Source organism: Methylobacterium sp. CM6241 (assembly GCF_054817845.1).
The window spans coordinates 2,591,340-2,612,114 of the sequence record NZ_CM139246.1; the positions used below are offsets into that span (position 1 = coordinate 2,591,340).

Consider the following 20,775-nt stretch of genomic DNA (forward strand, 5'->3'; position numbering starts at 1 on the left):
ATGCTGAGCGACACCGACAGGACGCGGATCGCCGGAGCGATCGCCAAGGCCGAATCGACGACATCGGCGGAGATCGTCGTTCTCGTCGCCGCCCGCGCCGGGCTGTACCGGTCCGCAGCCCTCGTGCCGGCACTTGCCCTCGGGCTCGCGGTGCCCTGGCCGCTGATCCTGTTCACGCCGTGGAGTGCTGCGTCGATCGCCCTGACGCAGGCTGCGGTCGTTCTCCTGGCGCTTGCCGCAGCCTCCCATCCGCGAACCCGTCTCGGCCTCGTTCCCCGCTCGATCCGGCGGGCGCGGGCCCATGAGGCGGCGACGAGGGAATTCGCCGCGCGCGGACTGGCCGGGACGCGCGGGCGAACGGGCATCCTCATCTATCTCGCCGTCGCCGAGGGGCATGCCGAGATCGTCGCCGATACGGGCATCGCCTCGCGCATCTCCCCGGCGGCGTGGTCGTCGGCGATCGACTCGCTTCTGGCCTCGCTCCGACGGCGCGAGGCGACGGAGGGCCTCGTCACGGCCGTCGAGTCCATCGGCGCCATCCTCGAGCGACACCTGCCGCGCCGGCCGGGGGATATCGACGAGTTGCCGAACCGGGTCATCGTCACGGACTGACAGCGTCCGCGTCTTTGTATTTTTCTCCTCTGGCCCCGAAAGAATTTTTGAGCCAGAAGAGCCTTGACGATCCGCCATCAAGGACGGGTCGCGGGAGCGAGACGTCGATGAGTGCGATACAGAAGCACGGGCCATGGGCCCTTGTCGGTGCGTTGGGCGCGGCAGCCCTGGCGATTGTCGCCACCAGCCGCGGCGAATCGATCAACGCCTTGTGGATCGTCGTGGCCGCGGTCTGCGTCTACCTCATCTCCTACCGGTACTACTCGCTCTACATCTCCGAGAAGGTGATGCGCCTCGACCCGGCGCGCGAGACACCCGCCCATCGTCATAATGACGGGCTCGACTACGTTCCCACCAACAAGACCGTCCTGTTCGGTCACCATTTCGCGGCGATCGCAGGCGCGGGTCCCCTCGTCGGCCCGGTCCTGGCCGCGCAGATGGGCTACCTGCCCGGCATGCTCTGGATCCTGGCCGGCGTCGTGCTCGCGGGCGCGGTTCAGGACTTCATGATCCTGTTCATCTCCATGCGCCGCGACGGGCGCTCCCTCGGTGAACTGATCCGGGCCGAACTCGGCGTGATCCCCGGCGTGATCGCGCTGTTCGGCACCTTCATGATCATGGTGATCCTGCTCGCCGTCCTGGCGATGATCGTGGTCAAGGCGCTGGCCGAGAGCCCCTGGGGCACCTTTACCGTCGCGGCCACGATCCCGATCGCCATCCTGATGGGCCTCTACGCGCGCTTCGTCCGGCCGGGCAAGATCGGTGAGGTCTCGATCCTCGGCTTCATCCTGCTCATGGCCGCCATCATCGGCGGCGGCCAGATCAACGAACACCCGGTCTGGGGCCCGGCCTTCACCTTCACCGGCACCCAGCTCACCTGGATGCTGATCGGCTACGGCTTCATCGCCTCGATCCTGCCGGTCTGGCTCCTGCTCGCCCCGCGCGACTATCTCTCGACCTTCCTCAAGATCGGCACCATCATCGGCCTCGCGCTCGGCATCGTCGTCGTCGCCCCGCACCTCCAGATGCCGGCCATGACGAAGTTCGTCGACGGCACCGGCCCGGTCTGGGCGGGCTCCCTGTTCCCGTTCCTGTTCATCACCATTGCCTGCGGCGCGGTCTCCGGCTTCCATGCGCTGATCTCGTCGGGAACGACGCCGAAGCTCCTCGACAACGAGATGGACACCCGCTTCATCGGCTATGGCGGCATGCTGATGGAAAGCTTCGTCGCGATCATGGCGCTGGTCGCCGCGAGCGTGATCGATCCGGGCATCTACTTCACCATGAATTCGCCCGGCGCCCTGCTCGGGACCTCCGCCGAGACGGCGGCGGCCGCGGTGACCAATCTCGGCTTCCCGATCACACCCGATGTGATCACCCAGACCGCCAAGGACGTGGGCGAGCATTCGATCATCTCGCGCACCGGCGGCGCTCCGACCCTCGCCGTCGGCATGGCCCACATCATCTCGTCGGCCATCGGCGGCAAGACGATGATGGCCTTCTGGTACCATTTCGCGATCCTGTTCGAGGCCCTCTTCATCCTCACCGCCGTCGATGCCGGCACGCGGGCGGGACGCTTCATGCTGCAGGATCTGCTCGGCCTGATCTCGCCGACCTTCAAGGACACCACGGCCTGGGCGCCCAGCATCCTGGCCACGGCCCTCTGCGTCTCGGCCTGGGGCTACTTCCTCTACCAGGGCGTCACCGACCCGCTCGGCGGCATCTACACCCTGTGGCCGCTCTTCGGCATCTCGAACCAGATGCTGGCGGCCGTGGCGCTGACGCTGGCCACCGTTGTGATCTTCAAGATGAAGCGTGAGCGCTACGCCTTCGTCACGATCATCCCCACCGTGTGGCTGCTGATCTGCACCCTCAATGCGGGCTGGCAGAAGATCTTCTCGGCCGACCCCAAGATCGGCTTCCTGTCCCATGCCGACCGGTTCTCGGCCGCGATCGCCGAAGGCAAGGTGCTGGGTCCGGCCAAGAACATGGCCGACATGCACAAGATCGTCTTCAACGACCGGATCGACGCGGCACTCGCCGTGATGTTCGTCGGCCTCGTCGTCGCCATCGCCGCCTTCGGCATCATGGCTTGCGTCAAGGCCTATCGCGCCGAGCGCTGGACGGCCCTCGAAAGCGGCGGCCCCACCGCCGTCCCGGCGGAGTAACCGATATGGCGCTGTCGTCGACGGAACTGCGGGATCGGCTGAAGACCTTCTCGAAATGCGTCTGCGACGGCGCCCGCCTGATGGTGGGGCAGGGCGATTACGAGGCCTATGCCGCCCATATTCGCCGGACCCATACCGATCAGGAGCCGATGAGCGAGCGGGAATTCTACCGAAACAGGGAGAATGCCCGGTTCGGTGTGGGTAACCGGAATGGATTCCGCTGCTGCTGATCCAGTCTATCGCCTTCGGTGACGCCCCCTTCGGCGAGACAGATCATCCTCTCTATCGCGATCATGCGACGAAGACGTTTCGGGCTCCGGTCTCGGAATTGAAATTCCAAGACCGGAACTGGGCTTCTTAACGACGTCGGCAGCCCCATACTTCATCGGCGCAAGAGCATACCGATCTAAAGTCGTATCGGCGGGTGGCCTCATCTGGGACGATACGCTTATATGTCGCCTCCCGAGAGAGGAGGTCTCATGTCGCAGCCGCCAATGACCGAGACGCGATCCGGGATGGACCGCTCCGGCGCGATCACCTTCGACAGGACACTCAAGGGCCTCACCGGCATCGCCGTCCGTGGCTTCCTCCTGTCCCTCGTCACCTTCGGCATCTACCGGTTCTGGTACGTCACCGAATTGCGGCGCTACTTCTGGAACCGGACCGTCGTCGACGGCAGCCCGGCCGAGTATTCCGGGACCGGCAAGGAACTGTTCCTCGGCTTCCTCGTCGCCATCGCCATCCTGATCCCCGTCTACGTCCTGATCTTCGTCGCGACGATCTCGGCGCCCTGGCTCGCGGCCTTCGGCAGCGTCCTGTCCTTCCTCATCCTCTTCGTCCTCGGCCAGTTCGCGGTCTATCGCGGCCGGCGCTACCGCGCCTCGCGCACCCTGTGGCGTGGTATCCGCCTCGGCCAGGACGGATCGGCGATCACCTACGCGCTGATGGCCATCGGCTGGTCGCTGCTGACGCTCGTGACCCTCGGCCTCGCCTTCCCCTTCATGCGGGCGAGCCTCGAGCGGTACCGGATCAATCACACCCTGATCGGGTCGAGCCGGATGGAATCGACCGCGCGCGGGCGCTCGCTGCTGCTTCCCTGGCTAGCATTCTACGTGGTGGTGCTCCTTCCCATCGCCGCCGCGCTGATCGCCTTCTTCGTGGCTACCGATTTCAACATTCCCGACGACCTGTTCGTCCCCAAGGAGGGGGGCAAACCCGGCGAGACGGAGTTCAACAGCGATTACGACGGCACGCCCATCGCCACGTTCGGGGTGCTCTTCCTCAGCACGCTCGGCATCACGTTTCCCCTCGGGCTCCTGCTCATCCCCTTCTACCGGGCGCGGGAGACGCGGCTCTTCATGAACGCGGCCAGCCTCGGCTCCGCGCGCCTTTCGTCCACCCTGAAGGCCCGCCAGTTCTACTGGCCCTACTTCGTCTACCTTCTCTCCGTGATCGGCTTCGTCCTGATCCTCGGGCTCGTCATCGGCGGCGGTGGCCTGCTCCTGCAGGCCCTGGGGATGGAGAGCGGATTCCACTGGATGCTCTTCCTCGGCATGGTGCTCGGCTATCTCGGCGGCGCGCTGTTCTTCGCGGTGCTCTACGTCCGGGTCATCACCGCGCGGCTCTGGGCGGCGGTCGCCACCACCACTGTGGTCGAGAATGCCGGCGGCCTGGATGCCGTGCTCGCGTCGAGCCGGCGCGTGGGCAGCGGCTTCAACGAGGGCCTCGCCGACGCGCTCGATGTCGGCGGCGCACTCGAAGTGGGGTTCTAGTGCCGGCAACTGCGGTCCACGGCACGTATTACGATGGCTTGAGCGCCAGGGCCCATCCCGTGACCCTGATCCTCGAGGACAGCCTGGAGATCACCGGGCGCGATCTGCGCCTCGCCTGGACACTCGCCGACCTCGCGGCCGGCGACACGGCCGCCCCGCTCATGCGGGTCGGCCCGGCGGGACGTGCCGAGCGGGTCGAGTTCACCGACGAGGCCCTGGCCGCCGCGCTGAAGGATCGCTGTCCGGACCTGTACCGATCCGACCCCTCCACCTCGGGCGGTCGGCTGCGTCTCGTCCTGTGGTCGATCGCGGCCGGGATCTCGGTGATCGGTCTGGCGATCTACGGCGTCCCGGCCATCGCGGTGCGTCTGGCACCCGTCATCCCGGCAGCGATCGAAGCGCGGCTCGGCGGCGCCGTGGACGGGCAGATCGGCAAGATTCTCGGCGACCCGCCGGTCTGCGACGATGCCCCGGCGCGAGCCGTCCTCGACCGCCTGATCGAGCGGATGACGGCGGATGGCGGCCTGCCGGTCGATCCGGCGATCACGGTCAGGCGACACGCCATCGCCAATGCCCTAACCCTTCCCGGCGGGCGGGTCGTCGTGCTGTCGGACCTCATCGATCAGTCCCGCACGCCCGACGAGTTTGCCGGCGTGCTGGCTCACGAATTCGGGCATGTCGCCGCGCGCGACCCGATGCGGGCTCTGCTGGCGGCGAGCGGAAGCTCGTTCCTCCTCAGTCTCGTGCTGGGCGACCTGACCGGCTCCACGATCCTCGTCGCGGTAGGCCAAGCCGCCATCTCGGCCGGCTATTCCCGCGAGGCCGAGAACGCAGCGGATACCTATTCGGTGGAGGTCATGCGCCGGTCGGGCGGGGATGCCACGGCGCTGGCGACGATCCTCGAACGCATCGCCAAGGACGACGAGAAGGCCGAGTTCGCGAGCCTGCTCCGCAGCCATCCCTTCACGAAGGAGCGCGCCAACCGCATCCGCGCGATAGCGGGCACGGAAACGGGCGGCCGGCGCATTCTCGACGAGACCGCATGGGCGACGCTCAAGGGCATCTGCCGCAACGTGCCGGCCAAACCCGCGAAATAGGCGCGTGACCGTGCCGGGCCTGTCAGTGCGCGAGTTACATCCGGAAACAAAATTTCCGCTCCGGTCCGCCGATTGCGTCGCGGCGTCACGTCTACAGATGACCTCGTGGCATGCGACGAACGTGGTACACCAGCCCGAACAGGTTTGCGCGGATACCGTATGGGCCTCGTCCAGTATGCTCTGAAGTTTCGCATCACGATCTACGTGCTCGCCGTGCTGATGATGCTTGGCGGCGCGGCCTCGGTGATCGTGGCACCAAAGGACGTGCTGCCCACCGTGGACATCCCGGTGGTCGTGGTGGTGTGGACCTATACGGGCCTTTCGACCTCCGAGATGGAGCGTCGCATCACGACCTATGCGGAGTTCTCGCTTTCGAACAACGTCAACAACATCGCTCGGATGGAATCGACGACACTGCAGGGCACGGCGATCCAGAAAGTGTATTTCGACCAATCGGTGAGCATCGATCTCGCCATCGCCCAGACCGTCTCGGCGATGAACTCGATCCGTTCGACCATGCCGCCGGGCGTGCAGCCGCCCATCGTCCTGCGGTTCTCGGCCTCCTCCGTCCCGGTGATCCAGCTTTCGCTCTCCTCCACCAGCGAGAGCCTGACCAAGGTCTACGATTACGCCCAGTACCGCATCCGCCAGCGCCTGACCCAGGTGCCGGGCTCGACGCTGCCCTCGCCCTTCGGCGGCACGCCGCGCCAGATCATGGTCGATCTCGACCTTCAGGCCCTGCGCGCTCTGGGCCTGACGGCGCTCGACGTCACCAACGCCATGACGGCGCAGAATCTCACCGTGCCCTCCGGTCTCGCCAAGATCGGCGAGCAGCAATACCCGATCCAGCTCAACGCCACGCCGGACGCCATCGAAGCGCTCAATCAGGTGCCGATCCGGGTGGTCGGCGGACAGCCTGTGCTGGTGCGCGACGTCGCCAATGTCCGCGACGGCGGCCCGCCGCAGGTGAACATCGTGCGGGCCGACGGCCTGAACTCGGTGCTGATGCGCATCTTCAAGAACGGTACCGCCTCGACCCTCGACGTCGTCAACAACGTGAAGAAGGCTCTGCCAGACATCCGCGCCGCCGCCCCAGAGGGAATGGCCCTGCGCGAATTGTTCGACCAATCGGTCTTCGTCTCCGCCGCTATCGAAGGCGTCATCCACGAGGCGGTCATCGCCGCCGCGCTGACCGGCCTGACGATCCTGCTGTTCCTCGGCTCATGGCGCTCCACCATCGTGGTGCTCGTCTCGATCCCGCTCTCGATCCTGACCTCGCTCGCACTCCTCACGGCGTTGGGCGAGACCATCAACGTCATGACGCTTGGCGGTCTCGCCTTGGCGGTGGGCATCCTCGTCGACGACGCAACGGTGGCCATCGAGAACACCTACCGGCTGTTCGAGGAGGGCGAGCCGTTCCGAAAATCGGTGGTGGAGGGCGCGGCCGGCATCGCCAAACCCGCGCTGATCTCGACGCTCTCGATCTGCGCCGCCTTCGTCTCGGTCTTCGCCCTCACGGACACGCCGAAATACCTGTTCACGCCCCAGGCACTCGCCGTCGTCTTCGCGATGCTGACCTCCTACGTCCTGTCCCGCACCCTGGTGCCGGTGCTGATCGACGTGCTCGTGGCGCGGGAATACGAGGAGCATCACGGCAAGGGCGGGCAGGCTCCGCGTCGGGGCCGCGTCGCCCGTGCGCTGGGATGGCTGTTCGGACCGATCTTCCGCCTCGCGGGCTGGTTCCGCCAGGGATTCGAAGCCCGGTTCGCCCGCTTCCACCGCAGCTATCTCGGCCTGCTCCACGTGGTCCTGCGCCACCGCGTCGTCACGCTGGCCGCCGTGGCGGTGATCTTCGCGGGCACGGCAGGCCTGTTCGGCTTCGTCGGCCAGGATTACTTCCCGCAGGTCGAATCGAGCCAGATGACGCTGCATCTGCGCACCCGGCCGGGCATGCGCATCGAGACGGCGGTGCAGACCTTCGCCGAAGTCCAGGCCGTCGTCCGAGAGGTCATCCCCGAGGGCGAGATCGACCAGGTTCTCGACAATCTCGGCCTGCCTGCGAACAACTACAATTTCGCCTTCTCGGACGGGTCGTTCGTCGCCAACAACGACGGGCAGATGCTCATCAACCTGAAAGAAGGCCACGGCTCGGTCGCCGGCTACACCAAGCGATTGCGCGAGGTGTTGCGCGAGCGCTTCCCCGACCTGATCGTCTATTTCCAGCCGTCCGACATCATCACGCAGATCCTCAATTTCGGAACGCTGGCGCAGATCGACATCCAGGTCTCGGGCCGCAACACCGCCAAGGACCTCGCCGCCGCGCAGAACATCGTCCGTCGCCTCAAGGAGACGCGTGGGGCGGTGGACGTGCATCTCCACCAGATCGTCGGCACGCCGCAATTCTTCGTCGATGTCGACCGACGCCTCGCCTCCGAGCTCGGCCTCACCGAGCAGCAGATCGCGCAGGGCCTCAACGTCTCCCTGTCGGGCTCCTTCCAGGTGACACCGAATTTCTGGACCGACCCGAAGACCGGCATCCCCTACCAGCTCTGGGTGCAGACCCCGGAATATCGCAACGACAGCCTCACGGCGATCCAGAACACCCCGCTCCTCGTCAGCGGCAATTCCGATGCGCCGGGCGTGCTGACGCTGCTTTCCAGCGTCTCGACCATGCGCCGCGAGGGGTCGCAGACGGTGATCAACCACGTCAACACGCAGCCGACTTTCAATATCTACGCGGCGGTGCAGGATTCCGATCTCGGTTCGGTGGCGAAAGACATCCGCCGAATCGTCGAGGAGGAACAGAAGGCCCTTCCGGCCCCCGACAAGATCACCGTGCGCGGGCAGATCGAGAACATGCAATCGGCCTTCTTCCGCATGGGAATCGGCCTCTCCATCGCCCTGGTGGCGGTCTACTTGCTGATGGCGGTGAACTTCCAGTCTTGGGGCGACCCGCTCGTGGTGCTGGCGGCGCTCCCGCTCGCCTTCTGCGGAATCGTGGCCAGCCTGTTCATCACCGGCACGACCTTCTCGATCCCGTCGCTGTTCGGGGCGATCATGTCGGTGGGCATCGCTTCCGCCAATTCCATCCTCCTCGTCACCTTCGCCAAGGAGCACCGGGAGGCCACCGGCTGCAGCGCCACCGAAGCCGCGCTCCTGGCGGGCGAGACCCGGCTGCGGCCGGTGCTGATGACGGCAGGCGCGATGTTCCTCGGGTTGATCCCGATGGCCCTTGGGACGGGGGAGGGCGGCGAACAGAACGCGGCCCTCGCCCGCGCCGTCATGGGCGGTATCGCCATCGGCACGCCATCGACCTTGCTCTTCGTGCCCTTCCTCTACACCCTCCTCAGGCGGGGCGAGGTCAAGCCGCTTCAGGATTACGCATGAGCGGGAACAGCCCTGGTGACGCGACCGATGGCGAGACCGAAACGGTGACGGTTCATGAATCGGGGCGAGGCCCGGCGGAGATCCCGCCGCCGCCGGGGAAGGGGCCGTTCCTCGTCGCCGGGCTCATTGCCGTCGGCCTGCTCGGCTGGGGCGGTTACGGCCATTGGCAGAAGGCCGCCGCGGCGCAAGAGACGCAGCGCAAGGCGAGGGAGTTCGTGCCGAAGCTACGGACCATCGCGGTGGAGCGGGCCGACCAGCCCATCGACATCACCCTGCCCGGACAGACCGACGCCTTCGCCAGGGCGTCCCTCTTCGCCCGTGCCACCGGCTACATCGCAGAGCGCAGGGTCGATATCGGCACGCGGGTCAAGCAGGGCGACATCCTCATCCGCATCGCCGCCCCCGATCTCGACCAGCAGCAGGCGCAGGCCCAGGCGCAGGTCGGCCAACTCGAAGCCCAGCTGCTCCAGGCCAGGGCCATGGTCGATCAGGCGAAGGCCAACGTGAATCTCGCCACCGCCACCAACAGCCGCACCTCGACCCTCGCCGTGCAGGGCTGGGCCTCGAAGCAGAACGCGGACAATTCCCAGGCCAGCGTCCTGAGCCAGGGCGCGAGCCTCGCCTCGGCGGAAGCGGGGGTGAAAGTGGCCGAGGCCAACATCAAGGCGCAGCGCGCCACCGTGGACCGCCTGAAGGCACTGACCGGCTTCAAGGACGTGATCGCCCCCTTCGAGGGTGTCGTGACCGCCCGCAGCGTCGATGTCGGCGATCTCGTCCAGGCGGACGGCACCGGCACCGCCCTGCTGTCCATGGACCGGGACGACGTCCTGCGCGTGGTCGTCAACGTGCCCCAGAATCTCGCCGTCGGGGTGAGTCCGGGCGTCGCCGCCACGATCAAGGTGCCGCAGATCCCGGACCGGACCTTCTCCGGCAAGGTCGAGCGGAGCTCCGTCGCCCTGCTGACCTCGTCCCGAACCCTGACCACGCAGGTGGACGTTCCCAACCGCGGCGGCAGCCTGCGGCCCGGCCTTTACGTCTACGTGACGCTGAAGGTGCCGCGGACGGCGAAGAACACGGTCATCCCGGCCGAAGGCCTCGTCTTCAATCAGCGCGGCACCCAGGTCGCGATCTCCCGCGACGACGGCACGGTGGAATGGCGCGGCGTCCATATCCAGCGTGATCTCGGCACCACCATCGAGATCGACCAGGGATTGGACGGGGGCGAGCAGATCGTCCTGAGCCCGCCCGTCGACCTGCGCGATGGGCAGAGGATGGAGCGCCAGGCACCCAAGCAGGAGGGAAAGCCCCTGAAATCGGCGGCGCGATAGCACCGGCTGGCCCGGGGGCGCAGCCCAGCCCAGCCGTCCGGCAGGTTCCGTGGAAGGGGGATGATGGCGTAGAGCCTCACCGTTCGGTGCGCCCGCTCGCGCCTCCCCCGGAACGCCCCACGATCATGCTCGACCGCCCCGCCTCGAACACTCTCGATCGCGCTCATGTGGCGGCGATGAGCGCCGCGATCACCTGTGTTGCGGTGGTCGGCATCGGCCTCAGCCTGTCGATCCCGCTCCTCTCCCTCGAGATGGAGCGCATGGGCGTGTCGAGCACGGTCATCGGCATCAATACGGCCCTGGCGGGTCTCGCCAGCATCGTCACCGTGCCGTTCGTGCCGCGTCTGGCCGCCCGGATCGGCGTCGTACGGCTTCTCATTCTCGCGATCTTCATCGGCGCGGCCTCCCTCATCGGGTTCAAGCTGCTCCACGATATCCGTTGGTGGTTCCCCCTCCGCTTCGTCTTTTCGGCGACGCTGGGCGTGCTCTTCGTCCTGTCCGAGTTCTGGATCAACGAGGTCGCGCCCCCGGCCCGGCGCGGCCTCGTCATGGGCATCTACGCGACGGTCCTGGCCCTCGGCTTCGCGGTGGGTCCGACGCTCCTCGTCCTCATCGGCACCCAGGGCTACGCGCCGTATTGCGCGGGCGCCGCCCTGTTCCTGCTCGGCACCGTGCCCATCGCTCTGGCGCGCGGTCTCTCCCCCGAGATCGAAGGGTCCGGTAGTCGCGGTGTGCTCGGCTATGTCCGGCTGGCCCCCGCCGCTATCTTCGCGGCCCTCGTCTACGGTGCCGTCGAGACCGGGGGATTCGCCATCCTGCCTCTCTATGGCCTGCGGATCGGGCTCGATGCGGAGAGCGCCGCCGGGCTCGTCAGCATGCTCGCTCTCGGCCACGTCCTGTTCCAGATTCCCTTCGGTCTCCTGGCCGATAGGTTCGACCGTCGCCGCCTCCTCCTCGCCTCGGCCCTGGGTGGTGCGATCGGCGCGGCTTTGATCCCGGCGGCGTCGGCATCCCCTTTCTGGCTCGCCATCCTACTGCTGATCTGGGGCGGCCTGACCGGCACGCTCTACACGGTCGGTCTGGCCCATCTCGGGGCCAGCGTGCGCGGGGCCGAACTCGCTGGCGCGAATGCGGCCTTCCTGATTTTCTACAATGTCGGCCTGATGGTGGGGCCTCCGATCATCGGCGGCGGCATGGACCTGATGCCCCCTCAGGGCTTTGCCCATGCCATGTGCGGCGTGCTCGTCGCCTATGCCGGCCTCGTCCTGTGGCGGCTTCGGAAAACCGCCTCGGCCTTGACGAAGTGAGCCCGATGAGGCAATGACCGCGCGGAATTCAGCCGGTCCGTGCCGGCCATTTTGCGTTTCGCTCAAGCGGAATGCCGCAACCTTCAGGAGCACCGCGCCATGGCCAAGGCCGTCACCGTCAAGATCAAGCTCATCTCGACCGCCGATACGGGCTACTTCTACGTCACGAAGAAGAATTCCCGGACGCAGACCGAGAAACTGTCCATGAAGAAGTACGACCCCGTCGTGCGCAAGCATGTCGACTTCAAAGAAACCAAGATCAAGTAAGCTTCGTCTCCCCTTAGAGACGGCATGAAAAAGCCGCCCTTTCGGGGCGGCTTTTTCCGTTCGTGGATGGGTCGTCTCGGTTAGAGCGAGGCGGTGGGGTAGGAGCGCACGCCGGTACGGTTGCCCGGGACCGTGGTGGTCTCGGACGGCGTGGCGCTCGGCGCGGTCCAGCCTTCGGCCTTCCAACCCTCTGCGCGCTCGGTCACGTTCACCGAGCCGTGCTCCTCGAGAACGTCCATCACCAGCGACGCGCGGGCATCGTCGGCCTTGACGGTCACGAGGGTACCGCCGCGACGCACGCCTTCGCTGTAGGTATGCGCATCGGCTTCGCTCAGACCGGCGCCGGTCAAGCCGCCGACGAGACCGCCGGCCGCGGCACCGATGCCGGCACCAGCGAGTGTCGTCACGAGCCAACCGGCGGCCACGACGGGACCGACACCGGGGATCGCCAGCAGGCCGAGGCCCGTCAGGAGGCCGGCCGCGCCGCCGAGGAGCGTACCGACGCCGGCGCCCGTCCCGGCACCGGTCGACGCCGTCTCGGCGGTGTCGGTGCGGGTATGATCGCCGGTCGCTACACGTCCGGCATGCCGGTCGTTCTCGTTGCTGCTGACAATGCTGATGTCGCTGTGGCTGATGCCCGAGGCTTCGAGCTTGGCGACGGCCTTGCTGGCATCGTCATAGGAATCGTAGAGTGCGGTAATGGTCTGGTTTGCCATGGGATCGTTCCTCTCACTGTATCGACAAGTCTGCGACGTCCGAGATGTCGCTACTGAGCAGCGACGTTGCCCTTGAAGTCGACGCCGACGGTGACAGGCTTCCCGTTGAGCGTTGCCGCCCCGCGCCAGATGCCCTTGTCGTCCTTCTTGAGTTCCTTGACGTCCTTGTAGCCGGCCTGTTCGAGGCGGCTCCGGGTCTGGCCCTCGGTGAAGCTGTTCGCGCCTTCTTCCAGCTTGGCGTTGGTCGCCGCCTGGGTGGTGGCGGGGTTCTTCGCATCGGGCTTGTCGGTGTTCGGGCGCGTCACGGATTCTTGGCCGCCGGACTTGGCGCTGGTCTCGGCATCCGTGGCGGGCTTGCCGGTCACGGTGGTCTGAGCATAGGCCGTGCCCGAGCCTAGAAGTGCCACAAACGCGAGTGTAGCCAGCTGATGTCGCATGTTATTCTCCCTCGATCGGACCTATTCAATCCGGAAGGAAGCGAAAGCGTTCCGTCGAGATGTCGCAACGCATCATCATGAAGCGTGGCTTTATCTCGAAGGAAAATTGATTTTTCTATTCGCCCTCTCCCGCACCTGTTCCATTTCGTTGGCTAGATTATTGTTCCATGAAATTACGACAGCACCTTCGCTTGCTCGGGGAGAAGCTGTCACCAGTCTCTGGACGGCCGATCTCGACCGGCCCGATCCATGCCCTCAGTGACGAACCGAAGCGGCAGCGTTGAATTTCGCCGCGCGGCGATGACGGGCATCGTGTTCCTGCGATAGAGCGGACAGAACCAGCCCCGCGTTCCACCAGGATCGCCGAACCTGCATCCGTCGCTGTGAGGAGCCTGCCATGACCGACGAATTCGACGTCGATCTGTTCGTCATCGGTGGTGGCTCGGGGGGCGTGCGCGCAGCACGCATCGCCGCCGGCTACGGCGCCAGGGTGAGTCTCGCCGAAGAGTACCGGATCGGCGGCACCTGCGTGATCCGCGGCTGCGTCCCGAAGAAGCTGATGGTCTATGCCGGGCGCTTCGCCGACGAGTTCGAGGACGCGGCCGGTTTCGGCTGGTCGGTGAGTGAGCCGCATTTCGATTGGAGCGTGCTGAAAGCGCGCCGGGACGCCGAGGTCTCGCGCCTCGAATCGATCTACGACACCAACCTCGAACGGATGAACGTCACGATCATTCCCGAACGGGCCGTCATCGAGGACGCGCATACGATCCGCCTCGTCGGCTCGGGTCGCCGTGTGCGGGCGAAGTACATCCTCGTGGCGGTGGGCGCGTATCCGGTGAAGGTGCCGGTCATTCCCGGCGGCGATCTCGGCATCACCTCCAACGAGGTCTTCGAACTCGAGACCCTGCCGAAGCGGATCCTGGTCATCGGGGGCGGCTATATCGCGGTCGAGTTCGCCAGCGTCTTCGCGCATCTCGGTTCGCGCACGACCCTGCTGCACCGGGGCGACCGACTGCTGCGCGGGTTCGACGACGAGGTCCGCGACGCTCTCGGCCTCGCTTATGAGAAGCGCCTGGATCTTCGGCTCAACCAGACGGTGGAGCGCCTCGAACGGGGTGAGGGCGGCATTGCCGCGACTCTCGGCGACGGCAGCGTCCTCGAGGTCGATCAGGTCCTCGTCGCCACCGGGCGCAGGCCGGCGGTCACCGGCCTCGGCCTGGAGGCCGTGGGGATCGAGACCGACGAGAGCGGTGCGATCCCGGTGGACGCCTTCTCGCAGACATGCGTGCCCTCGATCTACGCGGTGGGCGACGTCACCAACCGCGCCGCCCTGACGCCCATCGCCATCCGCGAGGGCCATGCCTTCGCCGACACCGTATTCGGCGGCAGGCCGTGGGCGGTGAACCACGAACTCATCGCCACCGCCGTGTTCTCGACGCCCGAGATCGGCACCGTCGGCCTCACCGAGGAGCAGGCGCGCGAGCGGTTCGAGACTATCGATGTCTACAAGTCGAGCTTCCGCCCGATGAAGGCGACGCTGTCCGGCAGCGCCGAGCGTGTCCTGATGAAGATCATCGTGGATTGCGCCAGCGACCGGGTGCTCGGCGTCCATATCGTCGGCCACGATGCCGGCGAGATCATCCAGGCCGTCGCCATCGCGGTGACGATGGGAGCGACGAAGGCCGATTTCGACAGGACCATCGCGGTTCATCCCACGGCAGGCGAGGAACTCGTCACCATGCGGGTGCCCGCCGTGACCAAGCGGCCGGAAGGAGTGGGTTAGAGCCGCACCCCGGAACAGGCACTCGGCGCTGCCGTTGGGCTCTGAACCGATTCATCGGCAAAGGCCCAGCGAATGACCGACAAGATGGCGGAGCCGAAGATCGAGGCCTATCACGGGCCGGCCGGCGGCTGGGGCTCGGCGCAATCCCTCACCGAGATTCTTCTGCGGGAAGAGATTCCCGTCTCCGGCGCGGCGCTGCTGATGAAGCAGAACAAGCCGGACGGCTTCATGTGCGTGTCCTGCGCCTGGGCCAAGCCCGCCAAGCCGCTGACGTTCGAGTATTGCGAGAACGGCGCGAAGGCGACGGCCTGGGAGCAGACAGCCAAGCGCTGCGGACCCGACTTCTTCGCCAAGCACACGGTGACGGAACTCCGCGGCTGGACGGATTACGCCCTGGAGGAGCAGGGCCGGCTCACGCATCCGATGCGCTACGACGCAACGAGCGATCGTTACGTGCCGGTCTCGTGGGACGAGGCAACGGCGGCGATCGGCCGGGAATTGCGCGCCCTCGATCCGAAATCGGTGGTGTTCTACACGTCGGGCCGCGCCTCGCTGGAGACGTCCTACATCTACGGGCTCTTCGCCCGGCTGTACGGCAACAACAACCTGCCCGACTCGTCCAACATGTGCCACGAGCCGACCTCCGTCGGGCTGAAGGCATCGATCGGCGTCCCCGTGGGAACGGTGGTGCTGGACGATTTCGAGGCGACCGACCTGATCCTGTTCTTCGGCCAGAATGTCGGCTCGAACGCCCCCCGGATGCTGCATCAGTTGCAGGAGGCCCGCAAACGCCGGGTTCCGATCATCACCTTCAACCCCCTGCGTGAGCGCGGGCTGGAGCGGTTCACCAACCCGCAATCGGTGGTGGAGATGGCGACAGGCCACGCCACCGAGATCTCGACCCAGTACCATCAGGTCAAGGCCGGCGGCGATCTCGCGGCGATCACCGGGATGTGCAAGGCGCTCATCGCCGCCGACCGTGAGGCGCTGAGCGTCGGACGCCCCGGCATCCTCGACCGGAGCTTCATCGACGAGCACACCCATGGGTTCGACGCCTTCGCGGCCTATTGCGAGTCACAGGATTGGTCAGCCCTCGAAGGCCGGTCGGGCCTGACCCGCGCCGCCATCGAGGCGGCGGCCACCGTATATGCCCGCGCGCGTGCCGTCATCGGCGTCTATGGCATGGGATTGACCCAGCATCGCAAGGGCACGGAATCCGTGCAGATGCTCGTGAATCTCCTCCTCCTGCGCGGGAATATCGGGCGGAAGGGCGCCGGGCCCTCTCCGGTTCGGGGCCATTCCAACGTCCAGGGCCAACGCACGGTGGGGATCACCGAGAAGCCGGAACTCGCGCCGCTGGACATGCTGAAGGAGCAATACGGTTTCGAGCCGCCGCGCGAGAAGGGCCTCAACACCGTGGAGGCCTGCGAGGGCATCGTCTCCGGGGATGTGAAGGCCTTCGTCAGCCTCGGCGGCAACTTCGTTCGAGCGGTGCCCGAGACGGTGCGGATGGAAGAGGCGTGGCCGGGCATGCGCCTCACCGTGCAGATCTCGACCAAGCTCAACCGCTCGCACCTCATCAACGGTGAGGTCGCCTATATCCTGCCCTGCCTCGGCCGGATCGAAATCGACACCCAGGCGAGCGGTTCGCAGGCGGTCTCGATGGAGAGCTCGACCTCGTGTTTCCACGGTTCGCGGGGCAAGACCAATCCGGTGAGCGAACAGGTCCGCTCCGAGCCGTGGATCGTCGCCGAGATCGCCAAGGCGACCCTGGAGCCAAACCCGAACGTTCCTTGGGACGCATGGGTCGGTGACTATTCCCGCATTCGCGGGGCCATGGAGACGACTTACCCCTCGGTGTTCCACAATCTCGAAGGCCGGATGTTCGAGCCGGGCGGCATCCACAAGCCCCTGGCCGCCCGCGAACGCCGCTGGGAGACGGAGACCGGCAAGGCCAATTTCACGGTTCCCGAGGGAATCGAGGCCGATCCCGACATGCCGCTGCGGAGCGCCGAGGCTCTCGACCTCATCACGTTGCGCTCGAACGACCAGTTCAACACCACCGTCTACGGCTACGACGACCGATTCCGCGGCGTGAAGGGCACCCGGATGGTATTGTTCATGAATGCCGCCGATATCGCCCGGCTCGGCTTCGCCGATGCCCAGATCGTCGATGTGACGACGGTCGCCGACGATAGGGTCCGTTCGGTGAAGGGGCTTCGCATCGTGGCCTACAACATCCCGCCAGGGAATTGCGCGGGCTACTACCCGGAGCTCAATCCGCTCATCCCGCTCTGGCACCATGACGAGCAATCGAAGACGCCGGCCGCCAAGGCGATCCCGGTGACCATCGCCCGCTCGGCCTCGACCCCCAGGGTTGAGGTCGTCGCGTCCTCCGGCGCCCGGAGGTCGGTGATATAACGCTCACTTGTTTCGAGCGGCTTCCGCGCTCCATAACGGGACATGGCACAGAACGACGATGCGCATGACCGGCGCCAGGCGATCATCGACCGAATGCTGGAACAGGCGCTGTTTCCGGACGTCGAGCGTCGCCTGCCGAGCCACGATGCCCTGCCGGAGGATATGCGCGAGACGGTGGACCGTCTTCTCGCCAAGGCCGAAGCGCAGCGTGCGCGCCGCCTGACCTACGAGGATCTGGAGGAGGCCTTACCTCCGCGCGACGTGACGGCCGAGGATCTCGAAGCGATCTTCTGGATCCTGTCGGAGCATGGCATCGCCGTAGAGGACGGGGAGGGCGAGTAGCAACCTCCTCTCCGGGCATCCCGCCGAGCGCGCGGCGTCTTGAGTCGACGACGGCCAATCTCCATCTCCTGGGTCGACCTTGGCCTTATCGGGCGGGACATTCTCGCGACCGGCGGAACCGGCCGGTGCGTATCCCTCGCTTCTCTACGAGAACCGCTCTATAAGCCCCGCTCTTCGCGAGGGATTCCCCTTTCGTGAAGCCGGCCGAGAGGTGGACGGGAGATCATCATGGGCGAGCGTTGGACATCGAAGAGCGGTTGGACGCCGACATCCTGGCGCAACCTGCCGATCCAGCAGGTACCGGCCTATCCGGATGCCGCTGCGCTCCAGACGGTCGAGACCCAGCTCGCCAGCTTTCCGCCCCTCGTTTTTGCAGGTGAGGCGCGCAAGCTGAAATCGGCGCTCGCCCGCGTCTCCACCGGCGAAGCCTTCCTGCTGCAGGGCGGCGATTGCGCCGAGAGCTTCGACGAGCATTCGGCCGACAACATCCGCGATTTCTTCCGCGTCTTCCTGCAGATGGCGCTGGTGCTCACCTTCGCGGGCGGCTCGCCCGTCGTGAAGGTCGGGCGCATCGCCGGACAGTTCGCCAAGCCGCGCTCCTCGCCCACCGAGACGATGGATGGCGTGAGCCTGCCGAGCTACCGGGGCGACATCGTCAACGGCATCACCTTCACGGAGGAGGCGCGCATCCCCGATCCGCGCCGGCAGTTGGAGGCGTACCGCCAGTCGGCGGCGACGCTCAACCTGCTGCGCGCCTTCGCCACCGGCGGCTACGCCAATCTCGAGAACGCGCATCGCTGGATGCTCGGCTTCGTCAAGGACAGCCCGCAATCCTCACGCTACCAGGACGTGGCGGAGCGGATGAGCGACGCCCTCGACTTCATGCGCGCCATCGGCATCAACCCCGAGACGCACCAGGAGGTCCGCACCACGGATTTCTTCACGAGCCACGAGGCGCTGCTGCTGGGCTATGAAGAGGCGCTGACCCGCGTCGATTCCACCAGCGGCGACTGGTACGCCACGTCGGGCCACATGCTCTGGGTCGGCGACCGTACCCGCCAGGCCGACCACGCGCATATCGAGTATGCGCGCGGGATCAAGAACCCGATCGGGCTGAAATGCGGGCCGTCGATGACGTCGGAAGGGCTGATCAAGCTGATCGACCAGCTCAACCCGGAGAACGAAGCCGGCCGCCTGACCCTGATCTGCCGCTTCGGCGCGGACAAGGTCGGCGAGCATCTGCCCGGGCTGATCCGCACGGTGGAGCGTGAGGGCCGCAAGGTCGTGTGGGTCTGCGATCCGATGCACGGCAACACCATCGCGGCCGGACGTTACAAGACGCGTCCGTTCGAGCGGGTGATGACGGAGATCGAAGGCTTCTTCGGCGTCCACCGGGCGGAGCAGACCATCGCCGGCGGCATCCATCTCGAGATGACCGGCAAGAACGTCACGGAATGCACCGGCGGCGCCCGCGCGCTGACGGCGGACGACCTGCAGGATCGCTACCACACCTATTGCGATCCCCGCCTCAATGCGGAGCAGGCGCTGGAAGTCGCGTTCCTCACGGCCGAACTGGTGAAGCGCGAACGCGCCGAGATCGTCCGCCCGCGCCTCGACGCCGCCGAGTAGCTGGCGCTCGTATCTACTAACGAAAAAGCCCTCTCCCCGGTCGGGGGAGAGGGCTTTTTCATGTCATGCCCACCGATGAGCCGGCTCATCGGCCTCGGCGGCACGTCCTGTTTCAGTTCCGCTCAGTGCAGCCAGGACGTGAAGAAGTAGATCAGCAAAATGATCGGCAATGGGATACCGATCAACCACAACAATCCGCCTTTCAGCATCGTCATACTCCAGCTACATCATCGTTCGATCAACGGAATGTGAGCGGATACGGTTCCTGCAGGCGCCTACAGAACCTCCCTGACATGCTTGCCGCTGCGCTCGTAGAAGAACGGGATCGGCAGGTAAGGCGCGAACCCGCCGGCGATCTGCAGTTCCAATTCGTCGAGGACGACGCGGGTGATCCGCGGCAGGTCGAGGTTGCGCGCTTCGGCGAAACTCACCCAGGCGAGCTCCACTAGTTCGGATGTCGGCGTGACGATCCCCGGCTGCTCCGCCGCCACGGCTTTCCGGTCGATGGTGAAGAAGCGGGTGTCGAACCGGCGCGGTCGGCCGGGGGGCGTAATCGCGCGCGCCACCAGGTGAAGCGATTCGAGGTCCGGCAGGATTCCGAACTCCTTGAAGGCCGACCAGCTTCCCTCCGGCGCGGTGTCGGGCGGTCCGTATTCCTTGGTGCCCAGGAAAAGTCCGGTCTCCTCGGAGGTCTCGCGGATCGCCGCCAAAGCGAGCGCCCGCCCGAGAGAATGCGAGGCGCGCGGTACGCGCTTGGCCAGGGCATCCTCCGCGCGCGTCGAGAGAGCACCGGCCACGCTCATGCGGCGGTCTCCGGGCTCGATCCTGCCGCCGGGGAAGACGAACTTGCCGGGCATGAAGGCGAGGCCGTCATGGCGCTTGCCCATCAGGAATTTGGGCTGGCGCGCCGTGCGGTCGATGATGATGAGGGTGGCCGCGTTGCGCGGCCGTAGGGTGGCCGGGCGCCGTCGAGGCTCAGAGGCGGCCGAGGCCGGGGGTAGGATTGTCGCTTGGTCCAAGCTGAACCTCCTCGGATCGCGCAATTGCCACGCTTGTCCCCGTCGGTAGCGTGGCAAAGCCTCCCATGCCAAGGGCGTACTGCAATCCGACCACCGCGCCCTTCACCGGCTGCAGCAGGGCAAGCGCCGATCCGAGGGTCACGATCGGCCAGAACGAGAGCTGAAACCACAACGGTACGTCGTAATTCGTCTCGAGTTCGAGAATGAAATAACCGACGATATGGCCGATGATGAAGATCACCACGTAGGGCGGAAGGTCGTCGGCGCGGTGGTGGTGGAATTCGAGTCCGCACGCGTCGCAGGCCGGGCGCACCTTCAAGAACTTGCCGAAGAGCTTACCCTCGCCGCAATGCGGGCAGCGGCACAGGAAGCCGCGCGCCATCGACTTGACGAGGCCGACACGCTCTCCGGGCAGGGTCTCGACGCTCTCGGTCATGGCGATCTACCTTCCGCTTCGGATGTCCAACGCCGCGACCTCATCGCCGAGGTT

At 66.2% G+C, this 20,775-nt stretch carries 17 protein-coding genes; 13 read left to right on the plus strand and 4 right to left on the minus strand.

The features are described 5' to 3' along the window. The 9 genes from ACYQR9_RS12025 (at nt 1) to rpmG (ending at nt 11,938) form a co-directional block, all read left to right on the plus strand. Nucleotides 1-612, plus strand: coding sequence for a TPM domain-containing protein (locus ACYQR9_RS12025; RefSeq protein ID WP_207410641.1), 612 nt, complete (start codon nt 1-3; stop codon nt 610-612). 107 nt (nt 613-719) lie between these two features. Continuing rightward, a complete protein-coding gene (locus ACYQR9_RS12030; RefSeq protein WP_311275306.1) occupies nt 720-2,780 on the plus strand; it encodes a carbon starvation CstA family protein in 2,061 nt (686 codons plus the stop codon). A 5-nt stretch (nt 2,781-2,785) separates the two neighbouring features. Then, nucleotides 2,786-3,010 carry a YbdD/YjiX family protein gene (locus ACYQR9_RS12035; RefSeq protein WP_461224671.1) on the plus strand — a complete coding sequence of 75 codons (225 nt, stop codon included), beginning with the start codon at nt 2,786-2,788 and terminating at the stop codon, nt 3,008-3,010. 249 nt (nt 3,011-3,259) lie between these two features. Then, entirely contained in the window at nt 3,260-4,552 is a 1,293-nt protein-coding gene (locus ACYQR9_RS12040) for a YjgN family protein (RefSeq protein WP_461226392.1), read from the plus strand. Then, nucleotides 4,552-5,649 (plus strand): M48 family metallopeptidase, encoded by a 1,098-nt coding sequence (locus ACYQR9_RS12045; RefSeq protein WP_461226394.1) that lies wholly within the window; start codon nt 4,552-4,554, stop codon nt 5,647-5,649. The genes ACYQR9_RS12040 and ACYQR9_RS12045 overlap by 1 nt, the downstream gene beginning before the upstream one ends. A 159-nt stretch (nt 5,650-5,808) precedes the next feature. Then, the gene (locus ACYQR9_RS12050) at nt 5,809-9,036 is read left to right on the plus strand and encodes an efflux RND transporter permease subunit (protein WP_461226396.1); all 3,228 of its coding nucleotides are present in this window, start codon (nt 5,809-5,811) and stop codon (nt 9,034-9,036) included. Next, a complete protein-coding gene (locus ACYQR9_RS12055) occupies nt 9,033-10,364 on the plus strand; it encodes an efflux RND transporter periplasmic adaptor subunit (protein WP_461226398.1) in 1,332 nt (443 codons plus the stop codon). The genes ACYQR9_RS12050 and ACYQR9_RS12055 overlap by 4 nt, the downstream gene beginning before the upstream one ends. Nucleotides 10,365-10,489: 125 nt before the next feature. Beyond that, a complete protein-coding gene (locus ACYQR9_RS12060; RefSeq protein WP_461226400.1) occupies nt 10,490-11,671 on the plus strand; it encodes an MFS transporter in 1,182 nt (393 codons plus the stop codon). Nucleotides 11,672-11,770: 99 nt separating this feature from the next. Continuing rightward, a complete protein-coding gene (gene rpmG, locus ACYQR9_RS12065; RefSeq protein WP_056255359.1) occupies nt 11,771-11,938 on the plus strand; it encodes a 50S ribosomal protein L33 in 168 nt (55 codons plus the stop codon). Nucleotides 11,939-12,018: 80 nt separating this feature from the next. Here rpmG and ACYQR9_RS12070 read toward each other — a convergent pair whose 3' ends face one another. Next, complete coding sequence (locus ACYQR9_RS12070; protein WP_207410635.1) at nt 12,019-12,654, minus strand: general stress protein; 636 nt, start codon at nt 12,652-12,654, stop codon at nt 12,019-12,021. A gap of 50 nt (nt 12,655-12,704) precedes the next feature. After that, nucleotides 12,705-13,091: a hypothetical protein gene (locus tag ACYQR9_RS12075; RefSeq protein ID WP_056430254.1), complete on the minus strand. Its 387-nt coding sequence runs from the start codon at nt 13,089-13,091 to the stop codon at nt 12,705-12,707. A gap of 397 nt (nt 13,092-13,488) precedes the next feature. Between ACYQR9_RS12075 and gor the strand changes: the two genes are divergently transcribed. The 4 genes from gor to ACYQR9_RS12095 all read left to right on the plus strand — a co-directional run bounded on the left by gor (nt 13,489) and on the right by ACYQR9_RS12095 (nt 19,266). Next, nucleotides 13,489-14,874 (plus strand): glutathione-disulfide reductase, encoded by a 1,386-nt coding sequence (gene gor / locus ACYQR9_RS12080; protein ID WP_207410634.1) that lies wholly within the window; start codon nt 13,489-13,491, stop codon nt 14,872-14,874. A gap of 84 nt (nt 14,875-14,958) precedes the next feature. Further along, nucleotides 14,959-17,295 (plus strand): FdhF/YdeP family oxidoreductase, encoded by a 2,337-nt coding sequence (locus tag ACYQR9_RS12085; protein WP_461229792.1) that lies wholly within the window; start codon nt 14,959-14,961, stop codon nt 17,293-17,295. A gap of 42 nt (nt 17,296-17,337) precedes the next feature. Further along, entirely contained in the window at nt 17,338-17,637 is a 300-nt protein-coding gene (locus ACYQR9_RS12090) for an RNA polymerase sigma factor region1.1 domain-containing protein (RefSeq protein ID WP_056430260.1), read from the plus strand. Nucleotides 17,638-17,865: 228 nt separating this feature from the next. Then, nucleotides 17,866-19,266, plus strand: a complete 1,401-nt coding sequence (locus ACYQR9_RS12095; protein WP_207410630.1) for a class II 3-deoxy-7-phosphoheptulonate synthase — start codon at nt 17,866-17,868, stop codon at nt 19,264-19,266. A gap of 275 nt (nt 19,267-19,541) precedes the next feature. Here the strand turns inward: ACYQR9_RS12095 and ACYQR9_RS12100 are convergent, their stop codons facing one another. Together ACYQR9_RS12100 and ACYQR9_RS12105 are read right to left on the minus strand one after the other, a co-directional pair. Beyond that, nucleotides 19,542-20,285: an NUDIX hydrolase gene (locus tag ACYQR9_RS12100; protein ID WP_461226403.1), complete on the minus strand. Its 744-nt coding sequence runs from the start codon at nt 20,283-20,285 to the stop codon at nt 19,542-19,544. Further along, nucleotides 20,242-20,721, minus strand: coding sequence for a DUF983 domain-containing protein (locus ACYQR9_RS12105; protein ID WP_207410626.1), 480 nt, complete (start codon nt 20,719-20,721; stop codon nt 20,242-20,244). The genes ACYQR9_RS12100 and ACYQR9_RS12105 overlap by 44 nt, the downstream gene beginning before the upstream one ends. Nucleotides 20,722-20,775: the final 54 nt, after the last annotated feature.

Excerpts from the sequence above, each read along its gene's own strand:
- ACYQR9_RS12070 (WP_207410635.1), bottom strand. The coding sequence starts at position 12,654 with ATGGCAAACCAGACCATTACCGCACTCTACGATTCCTATGACGATGCC.
- ACYQR9_RS12060 (WP_461226400.1), top strand. The coding sequence starts at position 10,490 with ATGCTCGACCGCCCCGCCTCGAACACTCTCGATCGCGCTCATGTGGCG.
- gor (WP_207410634.1), top strand. The coding sequence starts at position 13,489 with ATGACCGACGAATTCGACGTCGATCTGTTCGTCATCGGTGGTGGCTCG.
- ACYQR9_RS12040 (WP_461226392.1), top strand. The coding sequence starts at position 3,260 with ATGTCGCAGCCGCCAATGACCGAGACGCGATCCGGGATGGACCGCTCC.
- ACYQR9_RS12105 (WP_207410626.1), bottom strand. The coding sequence starts at position 20,721 with ATGACCGAGAGCGTCGAGACCCTGCCCGGAGAGCGTGTCGGCCTCGTC.
- ACYQR9_RS12025 (WP_207410641.1), top strand. The coding sequence starts at position 1 with ATGCTGAGCGACACCGACAGGACGCGGATCGCCGGAGCGATCGCCAAG.
- ACYQR9_RS12095 (WP_207410630.1), top strand. The coding sequence starts at position 17,866 with ATGGGCGAGCGTTGGACATCGAAGAGCGGTTGGACGCCGACATCCTGG.
- ACYQR9_RS12035 (WP_461224671.1), top strand. The coding sequence starts at position 2,786 with ATGGCGCTGTCGTCGACGGAACTGCGGGATCGGCTGAAGACCTTCTCG.
- ACYQR9_RS12085 (WP_461229792.1), top strand. The coding sequence starts at position 14,959 with ATGGCGGAGCCGAAGATCGAGGCCTATCACGGGCCGGCCGGCGGCTGG.
- rpmG (WP_056255359.1), top strand. The coding sequence starts at position 11,771 with ATGGCCAAGGCCGTCACCGTCAAGATCAAGCTCATCTCGACCGCCGAT.
- ACYQR9_RS12030 (WP_311275306.1), top strand. The coding sequence starts at position 720 with ATGAGTGCGATACAGAAGCACGGGCCATGGGCCCTTGTCGGTGCGTTG.
- ACYQR9_RS12050 (WP_461226396.1), top strand. The coding sequence starts at position 5,809 with ATGGGCCTCGTCCAGTATGCTCTGAAGTTTCGCATCACGATCTACGTG.
- ACYQR9_RS12090 (WP_056430260.1), top strand. The coding sequence starts at position 17,338 with ATGGCACAGAACGACGATGCGCATGACCGGCGCCAGGCGATCATCGAC.
- ACYQR9_RS12075 (WP_056430254.1), bottom strand. The coding sequence starts at position 13,091 with ATGCGACATCAGCTGGCTACACTCGCGTTTGTGGCACTTCTAGGCTCG.
- ACYQR9_RS12055 (WP_461226398.1), top strand. The coding sequence starts at position 9,033 with ATGAGCGGGAACAGCCCTGGTGACGCGACCGATGGCGAGACCGAAACG.